This window comes from Bacillus sp. BR3(2024) (assembly GCF_039134555.1).
Classification (GTDB): Bacteria; Bacillota; Bacilli; order Bacillales; family Bacillaceae_G; genus Bacillus_A; species Bacillus_A cereus.
Genome location: NZ_CP152433.1, coordinates 3274255 through 3298342 on the forward strand (window position 1 = coordinate 3274255; position 24088 = coordinate 3298342).

Here is a 24088-nt window from a genome sequence, read left to right on the forward strand (position 1 = left end):
AAATTATTTTATTGCTAGGTAGCGTATTAATTATTTCTGGAATTGCATGGTTTATAAACTCGGGAAAATCTATTCAAGATCTCTATACTGCAAATAAGCCGAAAAAGAAAGCTACTATTATTTCAAGCTCGCGAGATCCAAATGAGCCCTCTGTTTTTTTAGGTAAACAGGAAATAAAAGATATACATGTCGAATCAATTAAAACAAAACAGGATATCTTTCTCACAAAAACAGATGAATTAAAAACGTTTATTAACAGTATGAATACCGCAAAAAAAGGTAAATTAACATTAGATGAAGAAGGATCAGACTTAATAGATTGTGATATGTGGATTACTTTCGAGGATGGAACTTATAAAAAATATTTCATATGGGTAGTTGATCATCACAGCAGCGAAGTGATGATTGCTCAGCAAGATACTCCTGATGATGTAAACCTTACGTACTATCAGTTAAACGAAGATAGTTCAAAAAAAGTTTATAATTTATTTAAAAAAATTATTTAAACGAAAAAGTCATGAGCACGCGAACTCATGACTTTTTGCACTATATATACTCAGGGAACACTCTACAACCCTTTTCCTGCTCTATATCATGACCAAAGAAAACAATTGGTTTCTCTTTCGCCACAACTCCTTTTAAACGTTTAATTGAAGATAAAGCTAATTCTGGATCAAATCCTGCGAACGGCACTTCATCTTCAAAATTCTCTTTCGTGTACGATGCATCAATTGTTAATAAAACTGAACCGGATTGCTCCGTCTCAATGAATAGCGACTGATGGCCTGGAGAATGACCTGGCGTATACAATAATTGAACACCTGGTACCACTTCATAATCCCCTTCAATAATTTTGTAGTTCAAATGCGGTAATATACATTCTTTCATATATTCTTCTCTATGAAGTGCTGCCTCATATTCCGTTCGCTGCACAATAATCGGTGTATTTGTAAAAGCACCGTTTCCTCCTGCATGATCAAAATGTAAGTGAGAACTAATAATATATAAAAGGTCGTCCGGCTCATACCCTACACGCTTTAATATATTCACGATTCTATCTTCTTCAGTCATTTTCGGTAAAATCTGTCCTTCAACAAATGTACCGTTAAAAAGCCCTTCATTATTAACTGCACTTTCTGGCATACCTGTATCTACTAAAATAGGCCCCTCTTCTGTCTCCAAAAGATAACACCATACAGGTAAGTTCAATAAATTCCCCGGCGCGAGTGTACCATTAACAGAAGAATGATCTAACATACAACGACCTGCTGGGATGAAATAAAGCTTCTTTACTGTCATTATGTATCCACCTTTACATTTAGTTTGGGATAAAGTAATACAATAAAAAATTCTTCTTTTTAGAAATAAACTCCTTCTAGACTATCAGTACAGCTTACATAAAAATGAAACATTAACACCGATTAACGCTGAAAACTAAAAGAAAGCACATGCACTACTTGAAAGCGGGCACACCATTGGGAAAATCGTATTAGAGAGATTTTAATCATGATAGTGACAGATAGTATGTGAAACTATATTAACGATTTTTCGAATATATCTATCATAACGTACAATATATCAACGATTTTTCGAATATATCTATCATAACGTACAATATATCAACGATTTTTCAAATATATCTATCATAAATCAAATTATATCAACGATTCGTCAAGCTATATCGATTTATCGACAAATAGCAACAATAAGAAAAGGCTGTTCCAGATGAACAGCCTTTTCTTTATTTACTTGAAATCTCTTTATTATTTTGAACGTCTAACGGAGCTCGCTTTCCTATTCCGAAAGCATAGAAACTAATTGTAACGATAGCTAAGAAAATAATACCTACAACTAATGAAATACGAGTATCATCGTTAAACCACATTCCGATTAATACCATAATTAAAAAGGCAATCGTTAAATAGTTTGTTACAGGAGCAAATGGCATTTTGAATGGATGATCTTTCATCTCTGCTCCCTTTTCTTTTCTAAAATTAATTTGACTAATTAAAATGACAAACCATGGTACCATACCAGGAAGTACACTCGCACTATATACATATACGAATAAGTTTTTCGGTGCGATGTAACTTAAAACAACACCAACCGCCAGACCGATAATTACGCCAACTGTACCAAATAAAGGTACACCATTTCCAGAAAGTTTCGTAAAATATTTCGGTGCTTGTCCATTTACACCTAACGTATAAAGCATACGACCAGCACTATAAATACCACTATTACAACCAGACATTGCTGCTGTAATAACAACAAAGTTAATAAGTCCAGCTGCTGCCGTAATACCAACTTTCGCAAAAGTCGCTACGAACGGGCTACCAATTGTACTTAATTGATCCCACGGATACACAGTTACAATAACGAAAATAGCACCGATGTAGAAAATTAAAATACGCCAAATTGTACTTTGAATCGCTCTTGTAAGTGTCTTCTTTGGATCCTTCGCTTCACCAGCAGTAATACCGATTAATTCCACACCTTGATACGCTCCAACTACAAGTGATAATGCAAAGAAGAATCCTGAAAAACCACCTGTAAAGAAACCGCCATTTGACCAAAGATTAGATATGCCAATCGCTTCTCCGCCGTTACCAATTCCAAAGAAAATAAGGCCAAATCCCGCAATAATCATTAATAGAATCGTAACGATTTTAATCATCGCAAACCAAAATTCAAATTCACCAAATGACTTAACTGAAATTAAGTTAGCTGCACCAAGAATAACCATTGCGATTATACCTGGTATCCAAGCTGGTAAATCCGGGAACCAATATTGCATATATGCTCCAACCGCGATAATTTCTGACATCCCAACGATAACCCACTGGAACCAGTTACTCCACGCTGTCATATAACCAGCTAACGGGTGAATATACTTATGACCGAACGTCGCAAATGAGCCTGTACTTGGCTCCATATACAACATTTCTCCCATGGCACGCATGATGAAGAAGATAAAAATACCTGCAATGGCATAAGCAAGCATTACTGACGGACCTGTCCATTTAATTGTGCTGGCTGACCCCATAAACAAACCAACACCAATCGTTCCGCCTAAAGCAATCATTTGAATATGACGTGCTTCTAAACCTCTTTTCAATTCTTTGTTTGCCACTTCACTTCCCCCTCTTAGATGATTCATAGCCGCATTTTAACACAAGATGCTTTCCCCTAATTCCTTTCGGCCCTGAAAATGATGAAGCAAACGTCATTTTACACTAGCTTTAAAGCTATCCTAAAATCGTTTTGCGCTCCTAATAAAATTCTCAAAACCTTTCATCTTCCAATATTCTATAAATCTTAAAATTACTTACCTTATATTAATTCATTAATCTGAAAAATTCAATTATTTTTTCAATAAATTATTATACATAAGTCTGATTAATTTTTAACTAAATTAACAATAAAATACATCTATTCAATATGATTCCGGCATGAATATTATTACAATATAAATAACCGAGGAAAGTATATCTTCCTCGGTTTCATATGTCAAATACTTCAACCTTTATAGTTAATAACGTAATTTCCCACACATTCGATTTATATACCAATGAGAAATTTAATATATTAATAAACTACTAACTTCTTTACACCAGCCAAAATATAAAAGAGTCTCATTAAAAAATGAGACTCTTTTACAATTTCATATTTAAATCGATTTCGAAGTTTGCTTACCAAAGATAAATACCCTAGTAAACACTACCATTATAACTACAATAACCAGAAAATAAAGTGGCATCACTAGTAACGAGCCTGTATGCAGCTGACTCATTCCCAAAATTGTCATCGTTACAATTACATAGTACCCTAAACTAAACAATGCACCTGCTGTACCAATGACATCTTGAAAATCTACTAACGCTAAACTTAAACAGTTAGGTAACGCTACTCCAATCCCTAATAACAATATAAACATTGCTATTAAAAATACAACCATATATATTACATTCGGATTTAATCCAATAAACGTAATAACAGATAAAAGGATAGCTCCCCCTGTCATTACGAGACAACCGATATATATAATTTTCTCTGGTTTATAAGTAGCAAGTAAACGTTTTGAAATTTTCGCTCCAACAATAGAAGCAGATGCAACAACAATTCCTAGAAATCCATACATACTAGGCGATAATTGAAAATATTCAATAAAGATAAACGGCGCTTCTGCATAATAGCTAAATAAAACACCATTTGCTCCTCCAATTAACAGCCCATATGTTACCACTTTCGGATTTGTAATTAACCTCTTCGAGACTGAAAATACATTTATTTTATTCGTTACTGAGACCGTTTTTGTTTCAGGGAGAGAAACAAACGTATACAGAAAAATACCGATACTCATAACTACTAAACTTAAAAATACTATTTTAAATCCAAACATTTGATCAAGAAAGCCACCAATTAACGGTCCTATCGCTGGTGTAAAAGCAATGACTGCCGAGATTTGAGCAAACATAACATGCCGCTTATGCCCTTCTACACTTTCCCGAAGAATCGTTTGTGTAACCACGGATCCTGCACTTGCTCCAAACGCTTGAATAAAACGACTTATCAATAAAACTTCAATGGAACTTGCAATATAGCATAAGAAACTCCCAGCGCCATATACGACAATTCCAAGTAACATCGCCCGGCGACGACCAATTATATCTGATAACCACCCAATAAAAAATACACCTAACGCAAAACCAGCAAAATACACACTAAGTGTTAACTGCACCTCATTATTACTTACATGTAACGCCTTTGAAATGTCTGGTAAAGACGGTGTGTAAATCGTTTCACTAATTTGCGGAAATGCGACAAGAACAATCATTAACAAAAGTGATGGTACTGAGACTTTTTTCATTTTTCATACCCTCCTATAACTTTGAAAATCTCAGAAATAAAAAGACTTTCCTTAGCTACGGAACAGGAGGGGCCATTATAGAAATCCGTTCATAAAACAACAAAGAAAACACCTCAATTACGTATGTTAATACTTATAGGAGGGTAATATTAACATCGATTTTTAAATATACTTTTTCAATTATATTACATACTGCGTTTCTTTTACTAGTGCTCGGCCTTGGAGGATTGTTAAAAAGATAACTTGATGCAGTCACCTTTTTATGGAATAATTAGAAATAGTTTGAATTCGTAAGTTTAATTATTAAACGATAGACTAGCATATTTTAATGTCACAAGCTTACAAACTGGAGGCCTTTCGTAATGATTGAAATTTTAAGGACAGTAGTAAACTTTCTAATTTCTCTATTCTCAGGAGAATTACCATTTGTATATTATGTATGGATTATTACCCTATTCCTAATTCAAATAACCCAATCTACTCTAAACTATAAACTCTTTAACAAGAAAGGCAATTTCAGCACTTATATATCGGAAGGATTACTTGCTTTTATTATTTTATTGTTTGGAGGAATATTAGTATCTAAGTTACTTGCTTACATAATAGACGATCCTACTATTAGTATGACGAATTTAACACATTATTTTGTTTCTCTTATCATATTAACTATATTTGTCGTAATAACCTGTGTTAAAGACTTTATAGAGACATCTATAAAGAATAAAAATATATCTCTTTTGAGCTTTTTAGTAATTTCCTTAATAACAAGCATACTTTCATTCAAGTTTTTATCACCTTTAATTGAAGGTTCTTTTTCTCTTTCTAAATCTTTTATAACTACTTTAATCATTCTTGTAACTATATCAATCCCTCTATTAATTTCCTTAGAGGATAAGTATGCAGATGAAGGGGAAACGGAAAATTTATAGCTTCTCATTTACATAAAAGAAAGAGGGAGCTCCCCTCTTTCTTTTAAATCATCCCTTTTAATATTAATCCTAAAACTGACATTATTATCGCACTAATAATAATTCGCAAAATCCAAGTTGTGTTTGTACTTATTTTTTCTAATTGCTTATTGATTGTTGCTATATCTTTCTCATTAATAGTAGTACGCGTTTCTAAAGCACGAATGTCTCTCATAATTTCTTTTTGCTCCGCCTTGAGACTGTCAATTTTAGCGTAAACATCTTCCATATATTCACACCCTCTGTTCATCTTAATAGAAAAATCTATATATATTATGAGACAACCCTCTTACCTGTGAATACATTGCGTACATCCGCGTACCAAATTATTTGTACAATCTAATTGAATTATTCATATGTTTCCTATCTTCTATATAAATCAGCGTTAAGATAAATTAAAAAAGGAATCCCTTGTTTATTTAACAACAAACAAGGTGCAATCCAACATTCGGGAGCACCTACGATAATTTCTATTGTTTTCATATTTACAACTCCATATAATCAGTATGATTTTCTGAAGAAGCCACTTTTTGAACTGTTTAAAGTATACTAATATGAATACGAAATAGCTGTATTGATAAACTCTCTAGAACAATAAATATACTGGCTGAAACGGATCTATATCCAATATTTTTTCCAGTAACATGAATGGTTATTTCTGATAAATACGTTTGTATATCATTGTTTTCAAAAATTTCATCCTCAACCTTTACAATATCTGCTTCACAATCTACTTCTTTAAAAGTTTTCAATAATTTTGTTTCCAATAAACTACAATCAAAATTCTCATCTTTTATTACGGCAAATTTAACCTTCATATCGATTTCCCCATTTTTAACAAACTAAAATCATTAAATCAATATAAATATATATTATTCTATTAAATAATTCAAAATATACGCTTCTCATATACATTATTAAAAATCAGTTCTAAAGAATTAAATGCAAAAAGAAATTACATATACAAATCCCCTATTTCAACTTAACTTTGTGTAATAATGCATATTTCAAATACATTATTTCCTTTCACTCATACTTTTATCATTGAGTTTTTATTCACAAATTCGTAACACATATATATGAGTTATTATGCTAAAATTAGTTTATTCACAAGAAGAAGTTATTCTTAATAAATCAATCATTTTTAATACCCTGTTTAAAGCCTTGCCCCCCTGCAAGGCTTTTTCCTATTTAACTAGAGTAGTAGTTTTCGTTATGCATCTCTCCCCTTTGTTCCTTACCCTACAAATAATACTGAATGTTTATTTTATTTTTTCAACATCCTTACTCGCTCTGTTCGAGAGCTCTTTACCAAATATTCAATCTAATGATAAAATTGACCAAATTAATATTTTCGTCCATAACTGTATCAAAAAGTACACTAAAGAAAAAATAGCACTCTCACGATTAAGTAAACGCGAGCTTTTTTCTTCTATCTACTTACTATTTAAGGTTAATAGTTTAGTAACAAGATTTAAAAATTCGACTTAAATTCATTAATGAATGGAGAGGTTTATATGAAATTAAAAGACAAAGTAGCAATCATAACTGGTGGTGCAAGTGGAATTGGCGAATCTACTGTTCGTCTTTTTATCGAAGAAGGTGCAAAAGTAGTTATTGCTGACTTTTCTGAACGTGGAAAAGAACTATCAGATGAATTGAATGCACATGGATATAATACATTATTTATTAAAACCGATGTAACAAAAGAGGCAGATATTAAACAGCTAATTCATGAGACAGTAAGTACATACGGTAAATTAGATATTATGTATGCCAATGCCGGCGTTGCTGATGATGCACCGGCAAACGAATTATCCTATGAAAAGTGGAAAAGAACTATTGATATTAATTTGTCTGGGGTATTCCTTTCTGATAAATATTCGATTGAACAATTTCTTAAACAAGGTACAGGTGGTGTCATCGTTAACGCTGGTTCGATTCATAGTTTTGTTTCATTACCTACACCAACAGCATACTCCTCTGCAAAAGGTGGTGTGAAACTATTAACTCAAAATTTATGTACTGCCTACGCTAAATATGGAATACGTATTAACGCGGTGTGCCCTGGTTATATTGACACCCCTTTACTAGGTAGTGTTAATCCTCAACAGAAAGAATATTTAGCTTCACTTCATCCACAAGGCAGACTTGGAACACCAGAAGAAGTCGCTAAAGCTGTCTTATTTTTAGCAAGTGATGATGCTAGTTTTGTTAACGGCACAACACTTCTTGTTGATGGAGGCTATACTGCACGTTAATTTAAAAATTTTGAAGCACCCTAAAAAATATATAGTCTTCAACAAGAAAAAGCGCCATCACAAGTGACGGCGCTTTTTCTATGTAAGAGCAACTAGAAGATATCCTTCTAGCCTACTCCCATTTATAAGTCCAAAACTGTTCAAGTTGCAGCCATTTTAATGTTGCTGCATCTTTGTTTTTTATTTTTGCATGCGTGTCTTCAAGCATTGCTTCTGTTTGTGAACGGTGCGCACCTAATGCAGTTAATTTATGATCAAATACTTCACTAATGTTATTTACAACATCCGGTTCTCCTAATACTGCTTCACGATTTTTCGTAATCGCAACAGCATGAATAACTGGGCGCTCTTCTTTTGGCATACGTGATACAGCGCGAACGACAGCGCGGCCAAATGCATTATGATCTGGATGTACACCGTGCTCTGGATAAAATGTAATAATTCGAGATGGATTTACTTCTTGAATGATTGCTTGAATTTTGTCAGCAACGAAATCAACATCTTCAAATTCTAACGTTTTATCATGGAAGCCAAGCATTCTTAAATCTTTAATACCCATCGCTTCACAAGCATCTTTCAATTCTTTCTTACGGATATGTGGAATCGTTTCACGGTTAGCGAATACGTTCTTACCCATGTTACGTCCCATTTGTCCTAGAGTACCACATGCATATGTTACAGGTACTCCTTGATCTGTTAATAAGCGAATTGTTCCTCCCGCAGCATATGCTTCATCATCTGGATGCGGAAATACAACAAGTACATGTCTCTCCATAAGTTTCCCTCCTTCTTACTTAAATGGTGTTAAGCTTAACTCAAGTGCAACTGCTAGACGACCTAAATTATCATGTCCAGCTAATAATAAACGCTCTTGATCGTCTACTTCCCAGTGCGTAATACCTTCAGCATATACCCAACCGTGATCCATTTTCAGACCAACTCGGTATGGATTTGTTCCAGTTATCTTCCCGCGTTCAAAACGGATAATCGCATTTCGAATGAAAGCACCAACTGTCATCATCTTTTCATTTATGTGTGATGCATACGCTCCGTTTGTCGTTTCTAAATGAATATATACATCTTTATTTACAAAACGTTCAATTTCATTTTGAATAAGAGAACTATCTTTTACTATTTCCATCGGAATTCACCTCTTTAAACCATTTTACGCAAAAATAATGTAAATTGCTATCTCTATATTAGAGGACAACGCTCACTTTTCCTAATAATTTGCACTGTGTTTTTTATATTTTTTATATGATATGTAAAAAATACATTTTTTCCTTCACTTTGTTAAATAGTTTTCTTTCTTTTTTGAATTTGCTACAATATATTTTATCCTGTATTATTGCAGCGAGATACATTTCGACAATTGAATACATAATTTAAAGAAGGTGACATGATTGGAACAGTCAGCACATGAAGTAGCAAATTGGCAATATTATTTTGCAATTGCCGTATTTTTAATCACGTACGGATTTATTATTTCTGAGAAATTGAATCGTGCTGTAATCGCACTATTCGGTGCTGCTATTATGATTATTTTTGGAGTTGTAGATTTACATACTGCTTTCACATCACATATTCAATGGGAAACGATTACCCTTTTAATTGGGATGATGATTCTCGTACATATTACGAGTCAATCAGGCGTCTTTGAATTTGTGGCCATTAAAGCGGCAAAAGCAGCTGGCGGAAAACCGATTCGCATTTTATTATTACTATCCCTATTAACTGCTGTCGGATCAGCATTTTTGGACAATGTAACGACTGTTTTATTAATCGTTCCTGTTACATTATCCATTACACGTATTTTAAAAGTAAATCCTGTGCCTTATTTGATTTCAGAAGTGCTGTTTTCAAATATAGGCGGAACAGCAACATTAATCGGTGATCCACCTAATATTATGATTGGATCAGCAAACAAGCATTTAGACTTTAACGCCTTTTTACTTAACTTAGCTCCAATCGTAATTATTATTTCTATTGTGACACTTGGCATTATTTACTTCATGTACCGTAACAAACTAAAAACAACACCTGAACAAATCGAAAAACTAATGGCATTAAATGAAAAAGATTATATTAAGGATCAAAGCCTCCTTTTAAAATCTATTTCGATTTTAGGACTAACTATTTTAGGCTTCGTACTTCATTCGATTATTCATGTAGACGCTGCCGTTATAGCGATGACAGGCGCTACACTTCTTATGTTAATCGGCGTGAAAGAACATGATATTGAAGATGTATTTGCCCACGTTGAATGGGTAACCATTTTCTTCTTCGCCGGACTATTCGTTCTCGTTGGCGGGTTAATTGATATCGGACTTATCTCTTCACTTGCAAAAGAAGTAATCGGCGTAACAAACGGTGACATCGGATTCGCAGCTATACTTATTTTATGGGTATCTGGCATCGCATCTGCGACAATCGACAACATCCCTTTTGTCGCTACGATGATTCCTCTTATTCAAGACTTAGCTACAGGACTCGGACTATCTGTCGATTCTCCGCAAATCGAAGTACTATGGTGGGCGTTATCTCTTGGAGCTTGCTTAGGAGGAAATGGAACGCTAATCGGAGCATCTGCAAACGTAGTCGTTGCTGGTATTGCAAAACGTGAAGGACATGCTTTCTCTTATATGGACTTCTTAAAAATTGGTTTACCATTAACTATTGTTGCACTCTTGTTATCACATGCTTATATATATTTACGTTATTTAATGTAAAAGTTGTATTGCATGAAATTATATCGTCAAATCCAAAAGGTTTGCAGCATCGTGCTGCAAACCTTTTTTCATCACCAAAATATACCGATAATTGCTAACCCACCTAAAATCATACCACCAATTTGTCCGACAATTGTTGGTGATAATTGAACACCTTTTCTCACTTCAACAACTGGTCTTTCGTGCCTTAGTTGCTGCACTTCGCTTTGCAGTTGATGTACACTTCCGTGTAACTCTTTAATTAGTTCCTTTAATTCAGCGACCTCTTCATTTACTGGTTTTGCTTTTTCTAAATTCATTTTACATAACTCCTTATAAATTCAATCAGTTCACTGTGAATTTTCGCCAATTATCATTATATCTCCTGCATACTACATATATAATATTGAATGTATTCGCTAATCTTGCAACCCTATCCATTCATCCCGCAATATCCCCATAATGATACGATCAAAACACTTCCCATCTCTTTGAACCGCTTCTCTCATACACCCTTCCATCTGAAAACCTATCTTTTTATACAACGCAATGGCTGCTTTATTATAAGAAATTACATCCAGACCGACGCGGTGTAAATTCAATTCATAGAAAGCATACTTTAAAATAAGATGTATTGCTTCTTTCCCATATCCTTTTCCTCTATCATTCGCATCTCCTATACCAATGGCTAATAAACCTGTTCTGTTATTCCACTCTATACCATGAATCGCCACAAAACCAATTAAGCGATCTTCTTGAACTGTCCTTACCATGAAAGAAACACTATTCGATCTTCGTCCTTTTAATAACCCATCACTTGCTATTTCATTTAAAGATTGCGGGAATGCTACATCTGTATCAACATTTCTTAAATACTCACTATCTTCTTGCCACATAGCCATTACTTCAGCATCTGTTTCTCTCATAGCTGATAATTTAATCGTTTTATTTCGAAAAAGATTCATTGTCATTTCAAACTCCCCCTTTATTAAATAACGGGGATAATTATTCCAGCCTATTTACCCCCTCGTTTCATAAACGGGATACTTACAATAAGCGCTGACATTGGCACATCTCCTCCATATTGAATTAACTTCATTGTATAATTTTTTATTTATTCTAACAATAACAGAAAGGCCCTCCAAATTTTGAGGGCCTTTCCTAATAGCAAAACTATATTATTTCGTAAACATTTTCTCCGCTTCATCCATTGCCATTTTGTTTCCTAAAGCAGAATAGTCAAGCCATGGTTGATCATTGATAATGTATACATGCTTGCCTTTAACTGCTTTTAAGTCTTTCCAAATTGGTGTTTCTTGAAGTTGTTTAAATGCTGCTTTTGCTTTGTCATCTCTATTTACAACAACGAAAATCGCATCTGCATCAAAGTCAGGTAATACTTCTTGTGAAATGACTTCGAAAGGACGGTTTCCATCAATTTTCTCTACACCATTTGCAGGTTGTAACCCTAGGTCTTGGAATAAAATTGGTCCCATCGGTCTTTTCGTACTAAATACACGCAATTCTTTTGCAGTAACGCGAATTGCCATTACTTTTTCGTTATTACCTAGCTCTTTATCTATTAAACCTTTTACTCGTTTTGATTGCTCTTCGTAATCTTGAATATATTTATCTGCTTCTTTCTCACGGTTTACAAGTTTACCAACTTGTTTTAAATGCTCTCTCCACGTACCTTCATCTAAATTGAAAGAATGTGTTTTTGCAATTTTTTCGTATTTCGCTACATCTTTACCAGCATATTTTTCATCAACATAAATGTCAGTTGGCTTTAATTGAAGTAACGCTTCCATATTCGGATCTGTTACAACACCAAGCTTCTTCGTATCTTTCAACTTCTCTTTAGCGTGCGGTAAGAAATCTTTTAAATCTCCACCAATAACAGAACCTACTGGTGTAATTCCTAATGCAAGTAAATCATTCGTTAAATGAATAGACATTGAAGCAATTTTTGGGTCATTACTTTTTTCCGTTTTTTTCGTTGCCTCTTCATTAGCTTTCGTTTGACCACATGCTGCTAATACTAAAATACACATCATGCTAAATAAAATAGTAAGTTTCTTTTTCATATGTTCTCCTCTTTGAAGTATTTATTTTGTTTTTGTAAGTAAATAAAGAAAATACGGTGCTCCTAAAGTTGCCACTACTATACCAGCTGGAATAGAGTTTGGCTCAAATATAGAACGACCTATCGTATCTGCTAGCACTAAAATAATCATTCCGATAATGCCAGCTAAAGGAAGAAAGTGTTGATATGTAGTACCTACTAACTTCCTTGCGATATGCGGAGCAACTAAACCGATAAAACCAATTCCTCCTGCCATCGATACACTTGCGCAAGATAATCCAACCGCTGTAGCTAAAAGTAATAACCGTTCTTTTTGAACAGAAACACCAAGTCCTGCTGCTACACTATCACCTAGTGACAATGCATTTAACGTTTTAGATTTTAGCCACGCATAAGGGGTTAGTATGAAAATCCATGGTAATAATGCAAGGACATGAATCCAATCCCTTCCCCACACGTTACCAACTAGCCATCTAGAAGCGAATGTATACGTCTCATCATTTAACTTGAGAGAGAAAAATAGCGAAATTGCACTAAAGCCAGCTGAAACTGCAATACCAACGAGAATAAGTCTAATGGGAAGTAAACCTTTTGACCGATCACTCGCAAGTAAAATAATAAGAAATGCAGCTAATACTCCTCCGCCAAATGTAAATAACGGTATTAAAATGGATGCACTCTCATTAATAGAATGAAAGAGAGTAACAAATACGATAAGACCGAAAGATGCACCTGAATGCAACCCTAAAATACCAGGATCTGCAAGTGCATTACGTGATAACCCTTGCAAAATCGCACCGGAAATACCAAGACCAATGCCGGCTAACATCGTGATTATTATTCTTGGCATACGATAATCATATAGCACGGTTGCACTCTCAAAATCACCATAACCCAAAAGTGTTTCAATTACTCTAAGTGGTGCTATACTCAGCGTCCCTGTATTTAAACTAATTAAAATTACAGCGATATTTATACATCCGAAGATTGTAGTTACAGTAATAGCTCTCTTTTTATCCGTGTTAAAAAGATCTTTCACTTATAACTCCCTCCCAACTTTACGTGCTATATAGAGGAAGAACGGAACTCCAACAAGAGCTACCATAATCCCTATCGCAAGTTCCTTAGGAGGATTTACTGTTCTTGCCCCTAAATCAGCTACAACTAATAACATAGCTCCTAATAATGCTGACATAGGAATAATGAGTCTATAATTCACACCAACTAATTTTCTAGCAATGTGCGGGATAACTAGTCCTACAAATCCAATAGAACCAACAGCTGAAACAGAAACACCTGCCAGAATAACTACTATAATCATCCCTAGTATTCTCGTTCGGTTCGTTTTCACTCCTAAATTTGTAGCAACATCATCCCCCATTGATATGAGTGAAATAGATCTCCCTAGCATTGTCGCGAAAATAATCGTTATAAGAATAATAGGAACTAAAAATTTCAAGTGTTCCCACTTAACCCCTGCAACACCACCAGCATACCAAAATGCTAAATCTTGGCTTAAATCATAATAAATCGCAACACCTGAACTTAATGAATGTAAAAGCGCTGCCATAACTGCTCCAGCAATCGTTAATCTCATTGGTGTTAACCCGCCTGATGTTGCTGACCCAATAACAAAAATAAGTACTGTACTTAAGACTGCTCCAATAAAGGAAACAATCATTAAATAGGAATACGGCATATGCGGAAAAAAAGCAAAACTAAGTGCCACTACAAACATCGCACCTGCATTTATTCCGAGTACACCTGCATCAGCTAAAGGATTTCGTGTTATACCTTGCATAACAGCACCAGCAACCGCAAAAGCTGCCCCTACAACTCCTGCACCAATTACTCTCGGGAGCCTTAATTCATAAATAATTTGGTGCTGCGTTAATTTCGGATTGTAATTCAAAATCGCTGCCCACACCGTTTGTAAATGAATATCTTTTGCACCAAATGAAATGGCTAAAAATATAGATCCAATTAAACATAAAATTGTTAAGCTCATGAAACATATGAACTTAATATGTATCCAGCGGTTATTACCAGCATGTACAGTAGACTTATGTAACATGTTTCATTTCATCCTTTATATTCAGTTGTTTTTTATAATTATTTTTTATTTATAATTATTATTGATAATAATTATCATTTTCATTTAGATATTATATCCCCACTTTTTTTAAATAGCAAACTATTTTTTCACTTCGCTAAATATTAAAATACTCATTACAATTCCCTTCTAAAACTTACAAATACATGCAACATAGACTACTGGATTATTTTTTAAATTGTAGTATACTTATTAATTATTTTGATTTTTCTAATAAAAATCCCGAAGGTGACACAATGTTCCATATAAAACAACTACTACACTTCACTTACGAGCAAGCATTATCTTGCTTATTCCCAGTCGTTATTTTCTTAACACTAGCCCTTTCAAAAATCGTTTCTATTCCAGGGTTATATCGCTATGATTTCATACTCATCGCATGTCTTCTTATGCAGTGGATTATGTACAAGACTGGACTTGAGACGAAAGACGAATTAAAAGTAATTACTGCCTTTCACCTCATCGGCCTTTTACTAGAAATATATAAAGTTCATTTCGGTTCATGGAGTTATCCTGAAGAGGCGTATTCAAAGATTTTTGGAGTTCCGCTTTACAGCGGCTTTATGTACGCAAGTGTCGCAAGTTACATATGCCAAGCGTGGAGAAGGTTGCATTTACAAATGCATTATTGGCCGAAAGCTATTTTTACCGTGCCATTAGGAGCAATGATTTACTTCAATTTTTTCACGCATCATTTTCTATACGATTTTAGATGGTTCTTAACTTTACTTCTATTCATCGGTTTCTTTCGGACATTTGTGGAATTTTCATTACGAGGCGTTACATATAAAATACCACTCGTTCTCTCCTTTTTCCTTATCGGTTTCTTCATTTGGATTGCAGAGAACATCGCAACATTTTTCGGAGCATGGCAATATCCAAATCAACGGGAAGCATGGAATCTCGTTCACTTAAGCAAAATTAGTTCATGGTTTTTACTCGTTGTTATTAGCATTATGATTGTCACGCAGCTCAAACATTTGAAGGAATCAAAAAGATAATGCTGATTATGTAAAAACAGTTAGCCCATCACTCATTAGAGAGTGATGAGCTAACTGTTTTTAGTAATATTTTTTAAACCGTCCTTATCAAGGGAGTTATAATTTACAAGAGTATAAGCAATTACACATTATGAACTGCTACTAGCAGAAGATGTTGCTACAGATGAAGCGGCAATCGTTGCCATCATGGCTGCCTGTTGTGCTTGTATGAGGACTTCTATCATTGTTTGTAAACCTGTGTTAGTAGCTTTACTTTCCTCACCTTTCTGACTTACGAACAGTTGAATAGCAATAAGAATAGTTGTATCTGTATGCCAACGGAACAATTTATCCCCCTGCAATTTTTCAATAAATGCTCGAATAGAATGAATCTCTTTTTCTCCGTCCTCGAGTAACGCTAGTAGCCCGATAGCTGGGTAATGCATCTGTTTTACTTTTACCTTTTCTTGCTTTAACAAATTCCATATATTTGTACATTTTGCAACTAATAGTTCTTCCCTGACATCCTTCTTTAGTGAAAGAATATGACTCAAAAATTGAAGATCATTCCCTTTACGCAAACCAGCTGTCGCTAGTTTCTGATAAAGACGTTCCACTCGGTCCATAAGTGTTTCTACATGCTCTGATTGTCCTGCTAATAAAACTGCGAGCGGATAATCATTTGTACTTGTAAGAAAGAGGTGATCCTTTTTCATGCGTTTATATACTTGCATCGAACGCTGAATGTGCGCGCCATGCTGTTCATTTTCTTCTGTTAAAAGCACAGCTGCTGCGAGATAAGTAAATATACTCCGGCTAAAGCCACCAGTGACCAATTGTTCATATAAATCTAAAAACTTCCGAAAAGCTTCCTTGTAATCTGTAAAGTGAATATCTAATGTTGCGGCCACTACAAAACGATGATAAGACTTTAAGTATGAAAACATCCCTACCTGATTCTTAATATAACTACTAATTTCTAAAAAACGTCCGAGATCAAACAATTTATCACTACCTGCATACATAGCAGCAATCATCATTCCTGTTCGAGAATCACTCGTTTTCCATTTAAGTTCTCCCTTTAACTGTATATATGTATGTTTATATTGCTCCAACTTTTGCTCTAATGTAATCATAGTATTCACCCCTATTTCTAGTTCTTCTCTATTATTATACGTATATTCCATATTTAGGAATACTATAATTAATAATCACAACATAAAAAATTATAAAATTCTCTAATCCTTCAAGAAGTTATACAAAAAAGGTAGATAATAATTTATCTACCTTTTTTGTATATATTATTTAACATTACAACTGTATTGCTTGTTATATGCAATTAAGACTAAAGAGCTTTAATAATACGTTCCATCGCTTTCATTTGCCCAATATGATCAGCTTCATGATAAAGCATCATACCGTAAAGCTCCCCTACTGTTTCCAATCCTAGGAATGGCTCTGGCAGTTTATTTTCAAATGCTTCTGCTGGAATTTCGTTAATACGTTTTGCTTGTTCTTTTAATTGAGCCGTTAACACTTCTAACGATGGTCCTTCTGTCGTCCATTTAGATGGTCTTGATCCATATCCAAACATACCTGGATATTCAGTTGGCAATTGTTTAAATTCTCTTCCGAACATGAAAGTCTCTGCTGCTGTTAACACGTGACCGATATGCCAACGAATTGTATTGTTAAAACCCTCTGGCTGCGTATCCACAGTTTTATCATCTAACGTTTCCATAAATTTAAGTAACGCCCCGCGCGTTATTTCAAATTGTTTTAAACCCACTAGTCTATTCATTTTATCGTTCCCCTTCTTGATGTACAATTTATTATGAACTAAGAATGTTCAACTTACTAAAGTTTCACCTTGTTTAATCTATCAGAAACAAATAAGAAATACATCTAATATGCTTATTAAAAATAATAAAAAGGTTCACTCCTCGTAAATATAGAATTACTTACTATGTTAATAAAAGAGGAGTGTACTTGCATGTTACATATTTTAAAACAACAATATAATCTTATTAGCTCTACAAGAGAAACTCTATTTTCGTTTTTGGAAGAAATCCCAGTAGAAAAATTACATAGCACAGTTTCTAATTTCGGAAGCGGTAGCATTATAAAGACTCATATTCATGTAGCCGATTGCTATCGATACTGGCTTGGATCATTCGCATTCAAGCAAAAAAGAGCAGATTTTTCATTTGCTAGCGATTACGAAATTGAGCATGCAGATGTGGAAAAAGTTCGCGCTAGATTTAAGTTAGTAGATGAGACTGTACAACGTTTTTTAGATGAATACAATGACCGTTGGCTCGAAAATATAGCAAATGAAGTGAAATGGCAAAAAGAACCTTGGAGCACAACTCCGCTATGGCTTTTAACTCATACGGAGACGCATGAATTTCACCATAAAGGACAAATTGTATCTATGGCTCGTCACCTTGGATATACTCCTCCTGATACAGACCTTAGTTAATACATTCGTGTTCATTTAAAAGCGGAATGAGCAGCAAGAATAATAGTATGATCAAAAAACTCGTTGATACATTTTGTTGTGTATAAAACATTTATTATTTGTTTTAGGTATACCATGCCATTATAAAATTCATGTAACGTCGAATTAAGATTCATATTTTTTATGTAACTCATTGAAGAAAGTTAAGTATTTATACATTCAATTACTAACTAAAGGAGAAAATTATAATGAGATTAGAGAGCGAGAGAATTTATTTAAGGCCTCTTTGTCAGCTAGATGCTCCTATTATATTAGAAAGTACAATGGATGATGAAATAAGATATATGACTGGAACTAAGTCCACTTTTTCATTGGAGCAAATTACGAAACATATAGATCATATAAATAATGATTCAAGTCGCTATGATTTCGCTATTTGTTTACAAAGTACTGACAAGATGATTGGAGAGTTGTCGATTTTAGATATCGATGAGGAGAACAAAAGAGCAGGATTCAGAATATCAATGCTTTCAATAGCATTAACAGGACAAGGCTATGGAACGGAAGCTATTAAAATAGTTTTAAGATTTGTTTTTGAACAACTATCATTAAATCGTTTACAGTTAGAAGTATTTAGCCATAATTTACGCGGAATTAAAGCTTATAAAAAAGTTGGTTTTGTAAAAGAAGGAACCTTACGTCAATCTTTATTTTATAACGATACATACTCAGATGAAATTATTATGGCCATACTTAAAAGCGATTATATAGAGAGACCTTTGTAAATGGATGCAGTTAATCTATTAAACAAATTTAAAGAACCTTACCACAATAAAATGCAGTAAGGCTCTTTCATTTTTATATCAAATAACAGCTCTTAAAACATGTATAATCGTATTAATACCAAATAGTCTCCGCATAATTATATGCATCACTATTCGGAATTGCATGTTTCCCTTGTGCTTGTGCCTTTCTTGGATCTAAATCATATACCATTGGTGTATAGCATGATGTTTGCCCTTTATTTACAACACCATTTCCTCCAGCACTTCCGCAAGTGTATGCCTTTCCATCTGTTTTTCTAACAATCCTTGCATCAGCTTCATTATTATAAACTGCCAGGCGAGTTACAGTAACTTTTGCCCACGCTGTTTTACACGTCGTGCTAAATTTTAATTCCACATAAGAATTTGAATCAATCCACTTCTTTTCTTTCGTTACTGCAGATTGATCACAGCTGTTATAATAAGGACTTTTCCCATCATATGAATGGTCTTCTGCGTATGCTTTATCGCTATTAGTCGTGCTAAACATACTAGTTACAACGAGTAAAGATAGCAATAAACATGCACTCGTCTTTTTTAAAAGTTTCATATCTTTTCACTCCTTTATTAATAACGTGCTGTTTTCCCGTAACCGTTATTAAACGTAACTGCTTCAGCATCTGCTGTGTATCCGAAATCAGCAGTTAAATCAAATACCATTCCTGTATAAGTGCTCGTTTGACCTGTTTTTATTGTGCCGTTCCCCTGATTAGAAGTAACTGATTTTTGGAATACACCATTTTTGTATTTATTCACAACAGCGTACGCGTACACTCCTCCCGAAACAGCTGGTGCTGGTTGATCTAAAACAAACTTAGCCCATGCTGCATGACATTTATTACTGTAACGTAAATACACTGTCCCTACTTTTTTACTACCTTCATATACAGCTGTAGATTTTGCATTAAATCCATCTGCATCACACGTCGTACTTCCCCCGTATACTTTCGTTGTTGCTGGATTCTTCCCGTCATAATAACTGCTTAAATCAGTAGCTGCAAATGTACTTCCTTGGAAACTAAATAATACCCCTACACTCGCTGCACTTAACACACATACTTTCATTAGCTTTTTAAACATTGTAAATCTCCTCCCTCAAAATAAGTACGTTTATCTATCCCCTATGTACGCCCCTCCTTTCATGCTGCCTAGAGGCATCTTACAGAAACGAATAAAAGTTGTAAATTCCCTTACGATTATTGGAATATACAAAGAAATTTACTTATCCTTTTAAGAAAAAAAGTTGAGAAATACAAATTTGAAGACATCCTTTATTTCAAACATAAAAGAACCGATACTTGTTACATGCAAGCATCAGTTCTTTATACAAAATTGCCATTTTTTCTTTTTATAAAATAAATATTTCTCCACTTAATCCGTTGTAAAGAACTCCCTCGTTACATCAATAAATGGCTGCAGTGGTGCTGTCATCCATTTATCTTTATGCCAAGCAATTTGTGTATAAATTGGAGATATTGTTTCGTTTAACATTAACTCCTTTAACGTCCCTTCCCGTATATCTTTTTCTACTACTATCGCTGGTAAAATGGCTATACCTAAATCTGCAATAACACATTGTTTAATTGCTTCAACACTCACAAATTCAATTTTATTTGCTGGATATACATCTTCCCCGCGAAATAGCTCTTCAAATAAAGTCCGATACGAGCAGCCTAATTCTGTTAGTAAAAGTGTTTCACTCTCTAAATCTTTTATAGAAACTGAAGGTTGTTCAAGTAAACGATGCGTAGGAGCAGCTACTACTTTTAATTCTTCTTTCATAAGTGGTTCCACATGTAAAACATCTTCTGTTTTACATTCGTCCAAAATAAATGCAAGATCTACTTTCCCCTCCATCAATTGTTCCTTCGCATCTTTATTGGAGTGTGCTGGTTTAAATATAAGTTTTATTTGAGGAAATTGTGCTTTAAACTTCTTTAATATAGAAGGCAGTCTGTATGTACATTGACTTTCTTGTGCACCAATTATTAACGTACCTGCTATTTCTTCATCATCTTTCACAGCCATTTTCGCTTCGTTACTGAGTGCAATCATCTTGTCGGCATATAGTTGAAACTTCCTACCTGCTTCAGTTAAGAAAAGACGTTTCCCTAATCTCTCAAATAGTGGTGTACCGAGCTCAGCCTCTAATGTTTTAATTTGTGCTGTAACGCTCGATTGGGCAAAGTTTAATTTCTTCGCAGTTTGTGTAAAGTTCAAAGTATGTGCCGCTACTTTAAATGTAATTAACTGTTTTATTTCCATTTATCATCCCTCTTTTCAATCGATATTTCCGATTGATTCCATCGAAATAATCCTCTTTGTCTATTGATATTTGTATTGTATGATAAAGAACATCTATAAACAATATAAATGGAGGTATTCCATATGAAAGCACTTTGTTTCGAAACATTCGGAGACGCTAATGTTCTACACTATAAAGAAATACACAATCCAATCATAAGTCCAAATGAAATTCTTGTCCGCACGAAAGCAATCGGATTAAACTTCGCTGATATTTATAGACGCCGCGGCGATTATCATCTTGCTGGCAATCCGCCTTATGTATTAGGTTATGAAGGAGCTGGAATTGTTGAAAAAGTAGGAGCTGACGTTACTACTATCAACCTAGGAGACCGTATTGCATTTGCGGACGTCCCATTTGCAAATGCAGAACTAGTTGCCGTTCCATCTGAAAAAGTAATCCCACTACCAGATTCTATTTCTTTTGAAACAGCCGCTTCTGTCTTATTACAAGGATTAACTGCACATTATTTAACGCACGATAGCTATCAACTAAAACAAGGTGATATAGCTTTAGTACACGCTGCAGCTGGTGGCGTCGGTCAACTTCTTATTCAAATGATTAAACTACAGGGCGGAACAGTAATTGGTCTTACATCATCAAAAGAAAAAGCAAAGATAGCTACATTAGCTGGTGCCGATCACGTATTTTTATATACCGAAGCATGGCATATGAAAGTACTTGAAATGACTAATGGAACTGGAGTAAATGTTGTGTATGAATCAGTAGGTTCTACATTAGGGGAAAGTTTTAACGCTACTAAAATTGGCGGTACTGTCGTATTTTACGGAATGGCTGGTGGTAATCCTGCGCCAGTTGATCCGCGTATGCTTATGGATACTTCAAAAACTTTAACTGGTGGAGACCTTTGGAACGTGCTTACCACTTATGAAGAACGTAAAAAACGATCTACTCAATTATTCGATTGGATCGCAACTGGAAAATTAAACATTTCAAATCCTACTACATTCTCTTTACAAGACGGTGCTCTTGCTCATGAATTATTAGAGAGCCGTAAAAGCACAGGGAAGATTTTATTAATCCCATAATTCACAAAATGAAAAGGAAGCTAGATTTCTCTACCTTCCTTTTCTTATTTCTATTTGAGATTTAATTATATTTCCACACTTTCTTTCCCTTTTGCAACATAACTCATATCTCCAACCGACTCGACTGTATATGTTCCATCTTGGTATACAATCTTCGTCACACTAGCATTTTCCACCCCAAGTTTTGTTTTGCTACTGTCTAACATTTCTATTAAGGTAGTAATCAAAAGCCCATGAACGACAACTAAAACGTTACCGCCACCATTTCCAGCAGCTTCTTCACTAATTTTATCTATCTCAGCTTTTATGCGAGTAGAAAATAATTCCCAATCTTCCGCCTGTTTTGTAGGATCTGCTACTCTAATAAGATTAATCACTTCTTGAATAGAAAACTTCATAAGTTCTTCTGGTGATGCAACGCCTGCAGCTTTTCCAACCACATCCCACATATTCTCAAGTTTTTCACCTTCAAAAATACCGAAATTTAATTCTCGCAAATCTTTTCTTTGCTCAAGTTTTAATTTTGATTGCTCACTATATTTTAATACTAAATTAGCAGTTTCAATTGCGCGGCCGCTATCACTACTATATGCATTCATAAAATGAATATCTTTTAATCCTGTCCCTAAATTTGTGGCAACTTCAACACCTTTTTCTACTAATGGAGAATCAGCCCAACCTTGCGCGCGATGATTCGTATTTAATATTGTTTTACCGTGTCTTGTAACATATAACGTAACTGCATTCTCATTGCTATCTGTTTCTCGCTTATTCATTTCATTCTCTCCCTTTACGTTTCTATATCAATTTTACCACCTCAATTATTCATTGAGCAAAATATACGTCAGTAGATCCGCTTAATAAAAAAAGCTATCTTTCTGTATATCCATACAAAAAGATAGCATCTTTTATGATTACATTTCTTAACCGTTACTCCTACTCAGCAAAAGCACTCGAATATTGTACAATTCCTTTTACACCTCGAAGAGAATTTTCTGTTAATTCCATTATCATAAATACCTCTTCAGGCACTTCAAACGGTGCTTTTATATTCCACTCACTTGCTTTCTTAAAACCAAATTTCGGGTAGTACTCTGGATGTCCTAATACTACAACTGATCCGTATCCAAGTTCTTTCGCTTTTTCTAATGCAGCTACAATCAGTTTTCCACCAATTCCTTTTTTCTGATGCCCCCTAGCAACTGAAACTGGTGCAAGCGCTAACGATTCTACAGAAGTTCCATCTTGTTCTATTGTAATTTTCGATAACATAATGTGACCAACTATATCTTCATCTACCGCAACAATTGATAACTCTGGAACAAACGCGTCACATTCTCTAATACGTTTTACAAGTTCATGTTCTGTTTTATCACTAAATTCTTCCTTTAAAAATGCTTCTTTTACGACTTCTTCTGTTTTTCTATAATCATTTTTTTGTTCTTGTCTAATCGTTACCATTT

General features: G+C 34.5%; 27 protein-coding genes. 8 read left to right on the top strand and 19 right to left on the bottom strand.

Features of this window, described 5'->3' with window-relative positions; all coding sequences use genetic code 11:
- Positions 1-11 precede the first annotated feature (11 nt).
- Complete coding sequence (locus V7S45_RS16840; protein ID WP_000901702.1) at positions 12-506, top strand: hypothetical protein; 495 nt, start codon at positions 12-14, stop codon at positions 504-506.
- A 40-nt stretch (positions 507-546) separates the two neighbouring features.
- Here V7S45_RS16840 and aiiA read toward each other — a convergent pair whose 3' ends face one another.
- The 3 genes from aiiA to V7S45_RS16855 form a co-directional block, all read right to left on the bottom strand.
- Positions 547-1299, bottom strand: coding sequence for an N-acyl homoserine lactonase AiiA (gene aiiA / locus V7S45_RS16845; RefSeq protein ID WP_000216574.1), 753 nt, complete (start codon positions 1297-1299; stop codon positions 547-549).
- 442 nt (positions 1300-1741) lie between these two features.
- Entirely contained in the window at positions 1742-3133 is a 1392-nt protein-coding gene (locus tag V7S45_RS16850; protein WP_001284404.1) for an amino acid permease, read from the bottom strand.
- A 537-nt stretch (positions 3134-3670) separates the two neighbouring features.
- On the bottom strand, positions 3671-4870 hold the full coding sequence (locus V7S45_RS16855; protein ID WP_000758017.1) for a multidrug effflux MFS transporter: 1200 nt from the start codon (positions 4868-4870) through the stop codon (positions 3671-3673).
- 362 nt (positions 4871-5232) lie between these two features.
- Here V7S45_RS16855 and V7S45_RS16860 point away from each other — a divergent pair, with 362 nt between their 5' ends.
- Entirely contained in the window at positions 5233-5799 is a 567-nt protein-coding gene (locus tag V7S45_RS16860; RefSeq protein ID WP_000570045.1) for a DUF5823 family protein, read from the top strand.
- A gap of 43 nt (positions 5800-5842) precedes the next feature.
- On the opposite strand, the gene V7S45_RS16865 is transcribed toward V7S45_RS16860, so the two are convergent.
- Both V7S45_RS16865 and V7S45_RS16870 read right to left on the bottom strand, forming a co-directional pair.
- Positions 5843-6067: a hemolysin XhlA family protein gene (locus tag V7S45_RS16865; RefSeq protein ID WP_000390461.1), complete on the bottom strand. Its 225-nt coding sequence runs from the start codon at positions 6065-6067 to the stop codon at positions 5843-5845.
- Between the two features lie 310 nt (positions 6068-6377).
- Positions 6378-6656: a hypothetical protein gene (locus tag V7S45_RS16870; protein ID WP_000865005.1), complete on the bottom strand. Its 279-nt coding sequence runs from the start codon at positions 6654-6656 to the stop codon at positions 6378-6380.
- Positions 6657-7355: 699 nt separating this feature from the next.
- On the opposite strand from V7S45_RS16870, the gene V7S45_RS16875 reads away from it, so the two are divergent.
- Positions 7356-8099: a glucose 1-dehydrogenase gene (locus V7S45_RS16875; protein ID WP_000768018.1), complete on the top strand. Its 744-nt coding sequence runs from the start codon at positions 7356-7358 to the stop codon at positions 8097-8099.
- Between the two features lie 112 nt (positions 8100-8211).
- Here the strand turns inward: V7S45_RS16875 and bshB2 are convergent, their stop codons facing one another.
- Both bshB2 and V7S45_RS16885 read right to left on the bottom strand, forming a co-directional pair.
- Positions 8212-8874: a bacillithiol biosynthesis deacetylase BshB2 gene (gene bshB2 / locus V7S45_RS16880; protein WP_000439485.1), complete on the bottom strand. Its 663-nt coding sequence runs from the start codon at positions 8872-8874 to the stop codon at positions 8212-8214.
- A gap of 15 nt (positions 8875-8889) precedes the next feature.
- Complete coding sequence (locus V7S45_RS16885) at positions 8890-9240, bottom strand: YojF family protein (protein WP_000407045.1); 351 nt, start codon at positions 9238-9240, stop codon at positions 8890-8892.
- A gap of 262 nt (positions 9241-9502) precedes the next feature.
- Here V7S45_RS16885 and V7S45_RS16890 point away from each other — a divergent pair, with 262 nt between their 5' ends.
- Positions 9503-10828, top strand: coding sequence for an ArsB/NhaD family transporter (locus V7S45_RS16890; RefSeq protein ID WP_000437988.1), 1326 nt, complete (start codon positions 9503-9505; stop codon positions 10826-10828).
- Positions 10829-10899: 71 nt separating this feature from the next.
- On the opposite strand, the gene V7S45_RS16895 is transcribed toward V7S45_RS16890, so the two are convergent.
- From V7S45_RS16895 to V7S45_RS16915, 5 genes are all read right to left on the bottom strand, one after another.
- Positions 10900-11127, bottom strand: coding sequence for a hypothetical protein (locus V7S45_RS16895; RefSeq protein ID WP_001047304.1), 228 nt, complete (start codon positions 11125-11127; stop codon positions 10900-10902).
- 99 nt (positions 11128-11226) lie between these two features.
- Entirely contained in the window at positions 11227-11778 is a 552-nt protein-coding gene (locus V7S45_RS16900; RefSeq protein ID WP_000178509.1) for a GNAT family protein, read from the bottom strand.
- A 207-nt stretch (positions 11779-11985) separates the two neighbouring features.
- Complete coding sequence (locus tag V7S45_RS16905; RefSeq protein ID WP_000728218.1) at positions 11986-12894, bottom strand: iron-hydroxamate ABC transporter substrate-binding protein; 909 nt, start codon at positions 12892-12894, stop codon at positions 11986-11988.
- A gap of 21 nt (positions 12895-12915) precedes the next feature.
- Positions 12916-13932 (bottom strand): iron ABC transporter permease, encoded by a 1017-nt coding sequence (locus tag V7S45_RS16910; protein ID WP_000653813.1) that lies wholly within the window; start codon positions 13930-13932, stop codon positions 12916-12918.
- Positions 13933-14967 carry an iron ABC transporter permease gene (locus V7S45_RS16915; RefSeq protein ID WP_000902719.1) on the bottom strand — a complete coding sequence of 345 codons (1035 nt, stop codon included), beginning with the start codon at positions 14965-14967 and terminating at the stop codon, positions 13933-13935.
- A gap of 275 nt (positions 14968-15242) precedes the next feature.
- On the opposite strand from V7S45_RS16915, the gene V7S45_RS16920 reads away from it, so the two are divergent.
- A complete protein-coding gene (locus V7S45_RS16920; protein WP_000468399.1) occupies positions 15243-16007 on the top strand; it encodes a DUF817 domain-containing protein in 765 nt (254 codons plus the stop codon).
- Positions 16008-16135: 128 nt separating this feature from the next.
- On the opposite strand, the gene V7S45_RS16925 is transcribed toward V7S45_RS16920, so the two are convergent.
- Positions 16136-17173, bottom strand: a complete 1038-nt coding sequence (locus tag V7S45_RS16925; RefSeq protein ID WP_002026170.1) for a DUF4003 domain-containing protein — start codon at positions 17171-17173, stop codon at positions 16136-16138.
- 158 nt (positions 17174-17331) lie between these two features.
- Complete coding sequence (locus tag V7S45_RS16930) at positions 17332-17787, bottom strand: DinB family protein (protein WP_001081123.1); 456 nt, start codon at positions 17785-17787, stop codon at positions 17332-17334.
- A gap of 192 nt (positions 17788-17979) precedes the next feature.
- Here V7S45_RS16930 and V7S45_RS16935 point away from each other — a divergent pair, with 192 nt between their 5' ends.
- Positions 17980-18468 (top strand): DinB family protein, encoded by a 489-nt coding sequence (locus V7S45_RS16935; protein WP_000902408.1) that lies wholly within the window; start codon positions 17980-17982, stop codon positions 18466-18468.
- A 227-nt stretch (positions 18469-18695) separates the two neighbouring features.
- Positions 18696-19232, top strand: coding sequence for a GNAT family protein (locus V7S45_RS16940; protein WP_001235430.1), 537 nt, complete (start codon positions 18696-18698; stop codon positions 19230-19232).
- Between the two features lie 112 nt (positions 19233-19344).
- On the opposite strand, the gene V7S45_RS16945 is transcribed toward V7S45_RS16940, so the two are convergent.
- The 3 genes from V7S45_RS16945 to V7S45_RS16955 form a co-directional block, all read right to left on the bottom strand.
- Positions 19345-19821, bottom strand: coding sequence for a DUF2690 domain-containing protein (locus tag V7S45_RS16945; protein ID WP_000771162.1), 477 nt, complete (start codon positions 19819-19821; stop codon positions 19345-19347).
- A 17-nt stretch (positions 19822-19838) separates the two neighbouring features.
- Positions 19839-20351 (bottom strand): YjfA family protein, encoded by a 513-nt coding sequence (locus V7S45_RS16950; RefSeq protein ID WP_000473741.1) that lies wholly within the window; start codon positions 20349-20351, stop codon positions 19839-19841.
- A 291-nt stretch (positions 20352-20642) separates the two neighbouring features.
- The gene (locus tag V7S45_RS16955; RefSeq protein ID WP_342761429.1) at positions 20643-21536 is read right to left on the bottom strand and encodes a LysR family transcriptional regulator; all 894 of its coding nucleotides are present in this window, start codon (positions 21534-21536) and stop codon (positions 20643-20645) included.
- A 123-nt stretch (positions 21537-21659) separates the two neighbouring features.
- On the opposite strand from V7S45_RS16955, the gene V7S45_RS16960 reads away from it, so the two are divergent.
- Positions 21660-22625 carry a quinone oxidoreductase gene (locus V7S45_RS16960; RefSeq protein ID WP_000645274.1) on the top strand — a complete coding sequence of 322 codons (966 nt, stop codon included), beginning with the start codon at positions 21660-21662 and terminating at the stop codon, positions 22623-22625.
- 65 nt (positions 22626-22690) lie between these two features.
- Here V7S45_RS16960 and V7S45_RS16965 read toward each other — a convergent pair whose 3' ends face one another.
- Together V7S45_RS16965 and V7S45_RS16970 are read right to left on the bottom strand one after the other, a co-directional pair.
- Entirely contained in the window at positions 22691-23401 is a 711-nt protein-coding gene (locus V7S45_RS16965) for a histidine phosphatase family protein (protein ID WP_001042044.1), read from the bottom strand.
- A 160-nt stretch (positions 23402-23561) separates the two neighbouring features.
- Entirely contained in the window at positions 23562-24086 is a 525-nt protein-coding gene (locus V7S45_RS16970) for an N-acetyltransferase (protein WP_000256470.1), read from the bottom strand.
- Positions 24087-24088: the final 2 nt, after the last annotated feature.

Coding starts and splice junctions, on each gene's coding strand:
- V7S45_RS16940 (WP_001235430.1), top strand. CDS start 18,696: ATGAGATTAGAGAGCGAGAGAATTTATTTAAGGCCTCTTTGTCAGCTA.
- V7S45_RS16920 (WP_000468399.1), top strand. CDS start 15,243: ATGTTCCATATAAAACAACTACTACACTTCACTTACGAGCAAGCATTA.
- V7S45_RS16945 (WP_000771162.1), bottom strand. CDS start 19,821: ATGAAACTTTTAAAAAAGACGAGTGCATGTTTATTGCTATCTTTACTC.
- V7S45_RS16900 (WP_000178509.1), bottom strand. CDS start 11,778: ATGACAATGAATCTTTTTCGAAATAAAACGATTAAATTATCAGCTATG.
- V7S45_RS16905 (WP_000728218.1), bottom strand. CDS start 12,894: ATGAAAAAGAAACTTACTATTTTATTTAGCATGATGTGTATTTTAGTA.
- aiiA (WP_000216574.1), bottom strand. CDS start 1,299: ATGACAGTAAAGAAGCTTTATTTCATCCCAGCAGGTCGTTGTATGTTA.
- V7S45_RS16950 (WP_000473741.1), bottom strand. CDS start 20,351: ATGTTTAAAAAGCTAATGAAAGTATGTGTGTTAAGTGCAGCGAGTGTA.
- V7S45_RS16865 (WP_000390461.1), bottom strand. CDS start 6,067: ATGGAAGATGTTTACGCTAAAATTGACAGTCTCAAGGCGGAGCAAAAA.
- V7S45_RS16885 (WP_000407045.1), bottom strand. CDS start 9,240: ATGGAAATAGTAAAAGATAGTTCTCTTATTCAAAATGAAATTGAACGT.
- V7S45_RS16935 (WP_000902408.1), top strand. CDS start 17,980: ATGTTACATATTTTAAAACAACAATATAATCTTATTAGCTCTACAAGA.
- V7S45_RS16965 (WP_001042044.1), bottom strand. CDS start 23,401: ATGAATAAGCGAGAAACAGATAGCAATGAGAATGCAGTTACGTTATAT.
- V7S45_RS16895 (WP_001047304.1), bottom strand. CDS start 11,127: ATGAATTTAGAAAAAGCAAAACCAGTAAATGAAGAGGTCGCTGAATTA.
- V7S45_RS16915 (WP_000902719.1), bottom strand. CDS start 14,967: ATGTTACATAAGTCTACTGTACATGCTGGTAATAACCGCTGGATACAT.
- V7S45_RS16955 (WP_342761429.1), bottom strand. CDS start 21,536: ATGGAAATAAAACAGTTAATTACATTTAAAGTAGCGGCACATACTTTG.
- V7S45_RS16970 (WP_000256470.1), bottom strand. CDS start 24,086: ATGGTAACGATTAGACAAGAACAAAAAAATGATTATAGAAAAACAGAA.
- V7S45_RS16925 (WP_002026170.1), bottom strand. CDS start 17,173: ATGGAATATACGTATAATAATAGAGAAGAACTAGAAATAGGGGTGAAT.
- V7S45_RS16960 (WP_000645274.1), top strand. CDS start 21,660: ATGAAAGCACTTTGTTTCGAAACATTCGGAGACGCTAATGTTCTACAC.
- V7S45_RS16855 (WP_000758017.1), bottom strand. CDS start 4,870: ATGAAAAAAGTCTCAGTACCATCACTTTTGTTAATGATTGTTCTTGTC.
- V7S45_RS16870 (WP_000865005.1), bottom strand. CDS start 6,656: ATGAAGGTTAAATTTGCCGTAATAAAAGATGAGAATTTTGATTGTAGT.
- bshB2 (WP_000439485.1), bottom strand. CDS start 8,874: ATGGAGAGACATGTACTTGTTGTATTTCCGCATCCAGATGATGAAGCA.
- V7S45_RS16860 (WP_000570045.1), top strand. CDS start 5,233: ATGATTGAAATTTTAAGGACAGTAGTAAACTTTCTAATTTCTCTATTC.
- V7S45_RS16930 (WP_001081123.1), bottom strand. CDS start 17,787: ATGAATAGACTAGTGGGTTTAAAACAATTTGAAATAACGCGCGGGGCG.
- V7S45_RS16875 (WP_000768018.1), top strand. CDS start 7,356: ATGAAATTAAAAGACAAAGTAGCAATCATAACTGGTGGTGCAAGTGGA.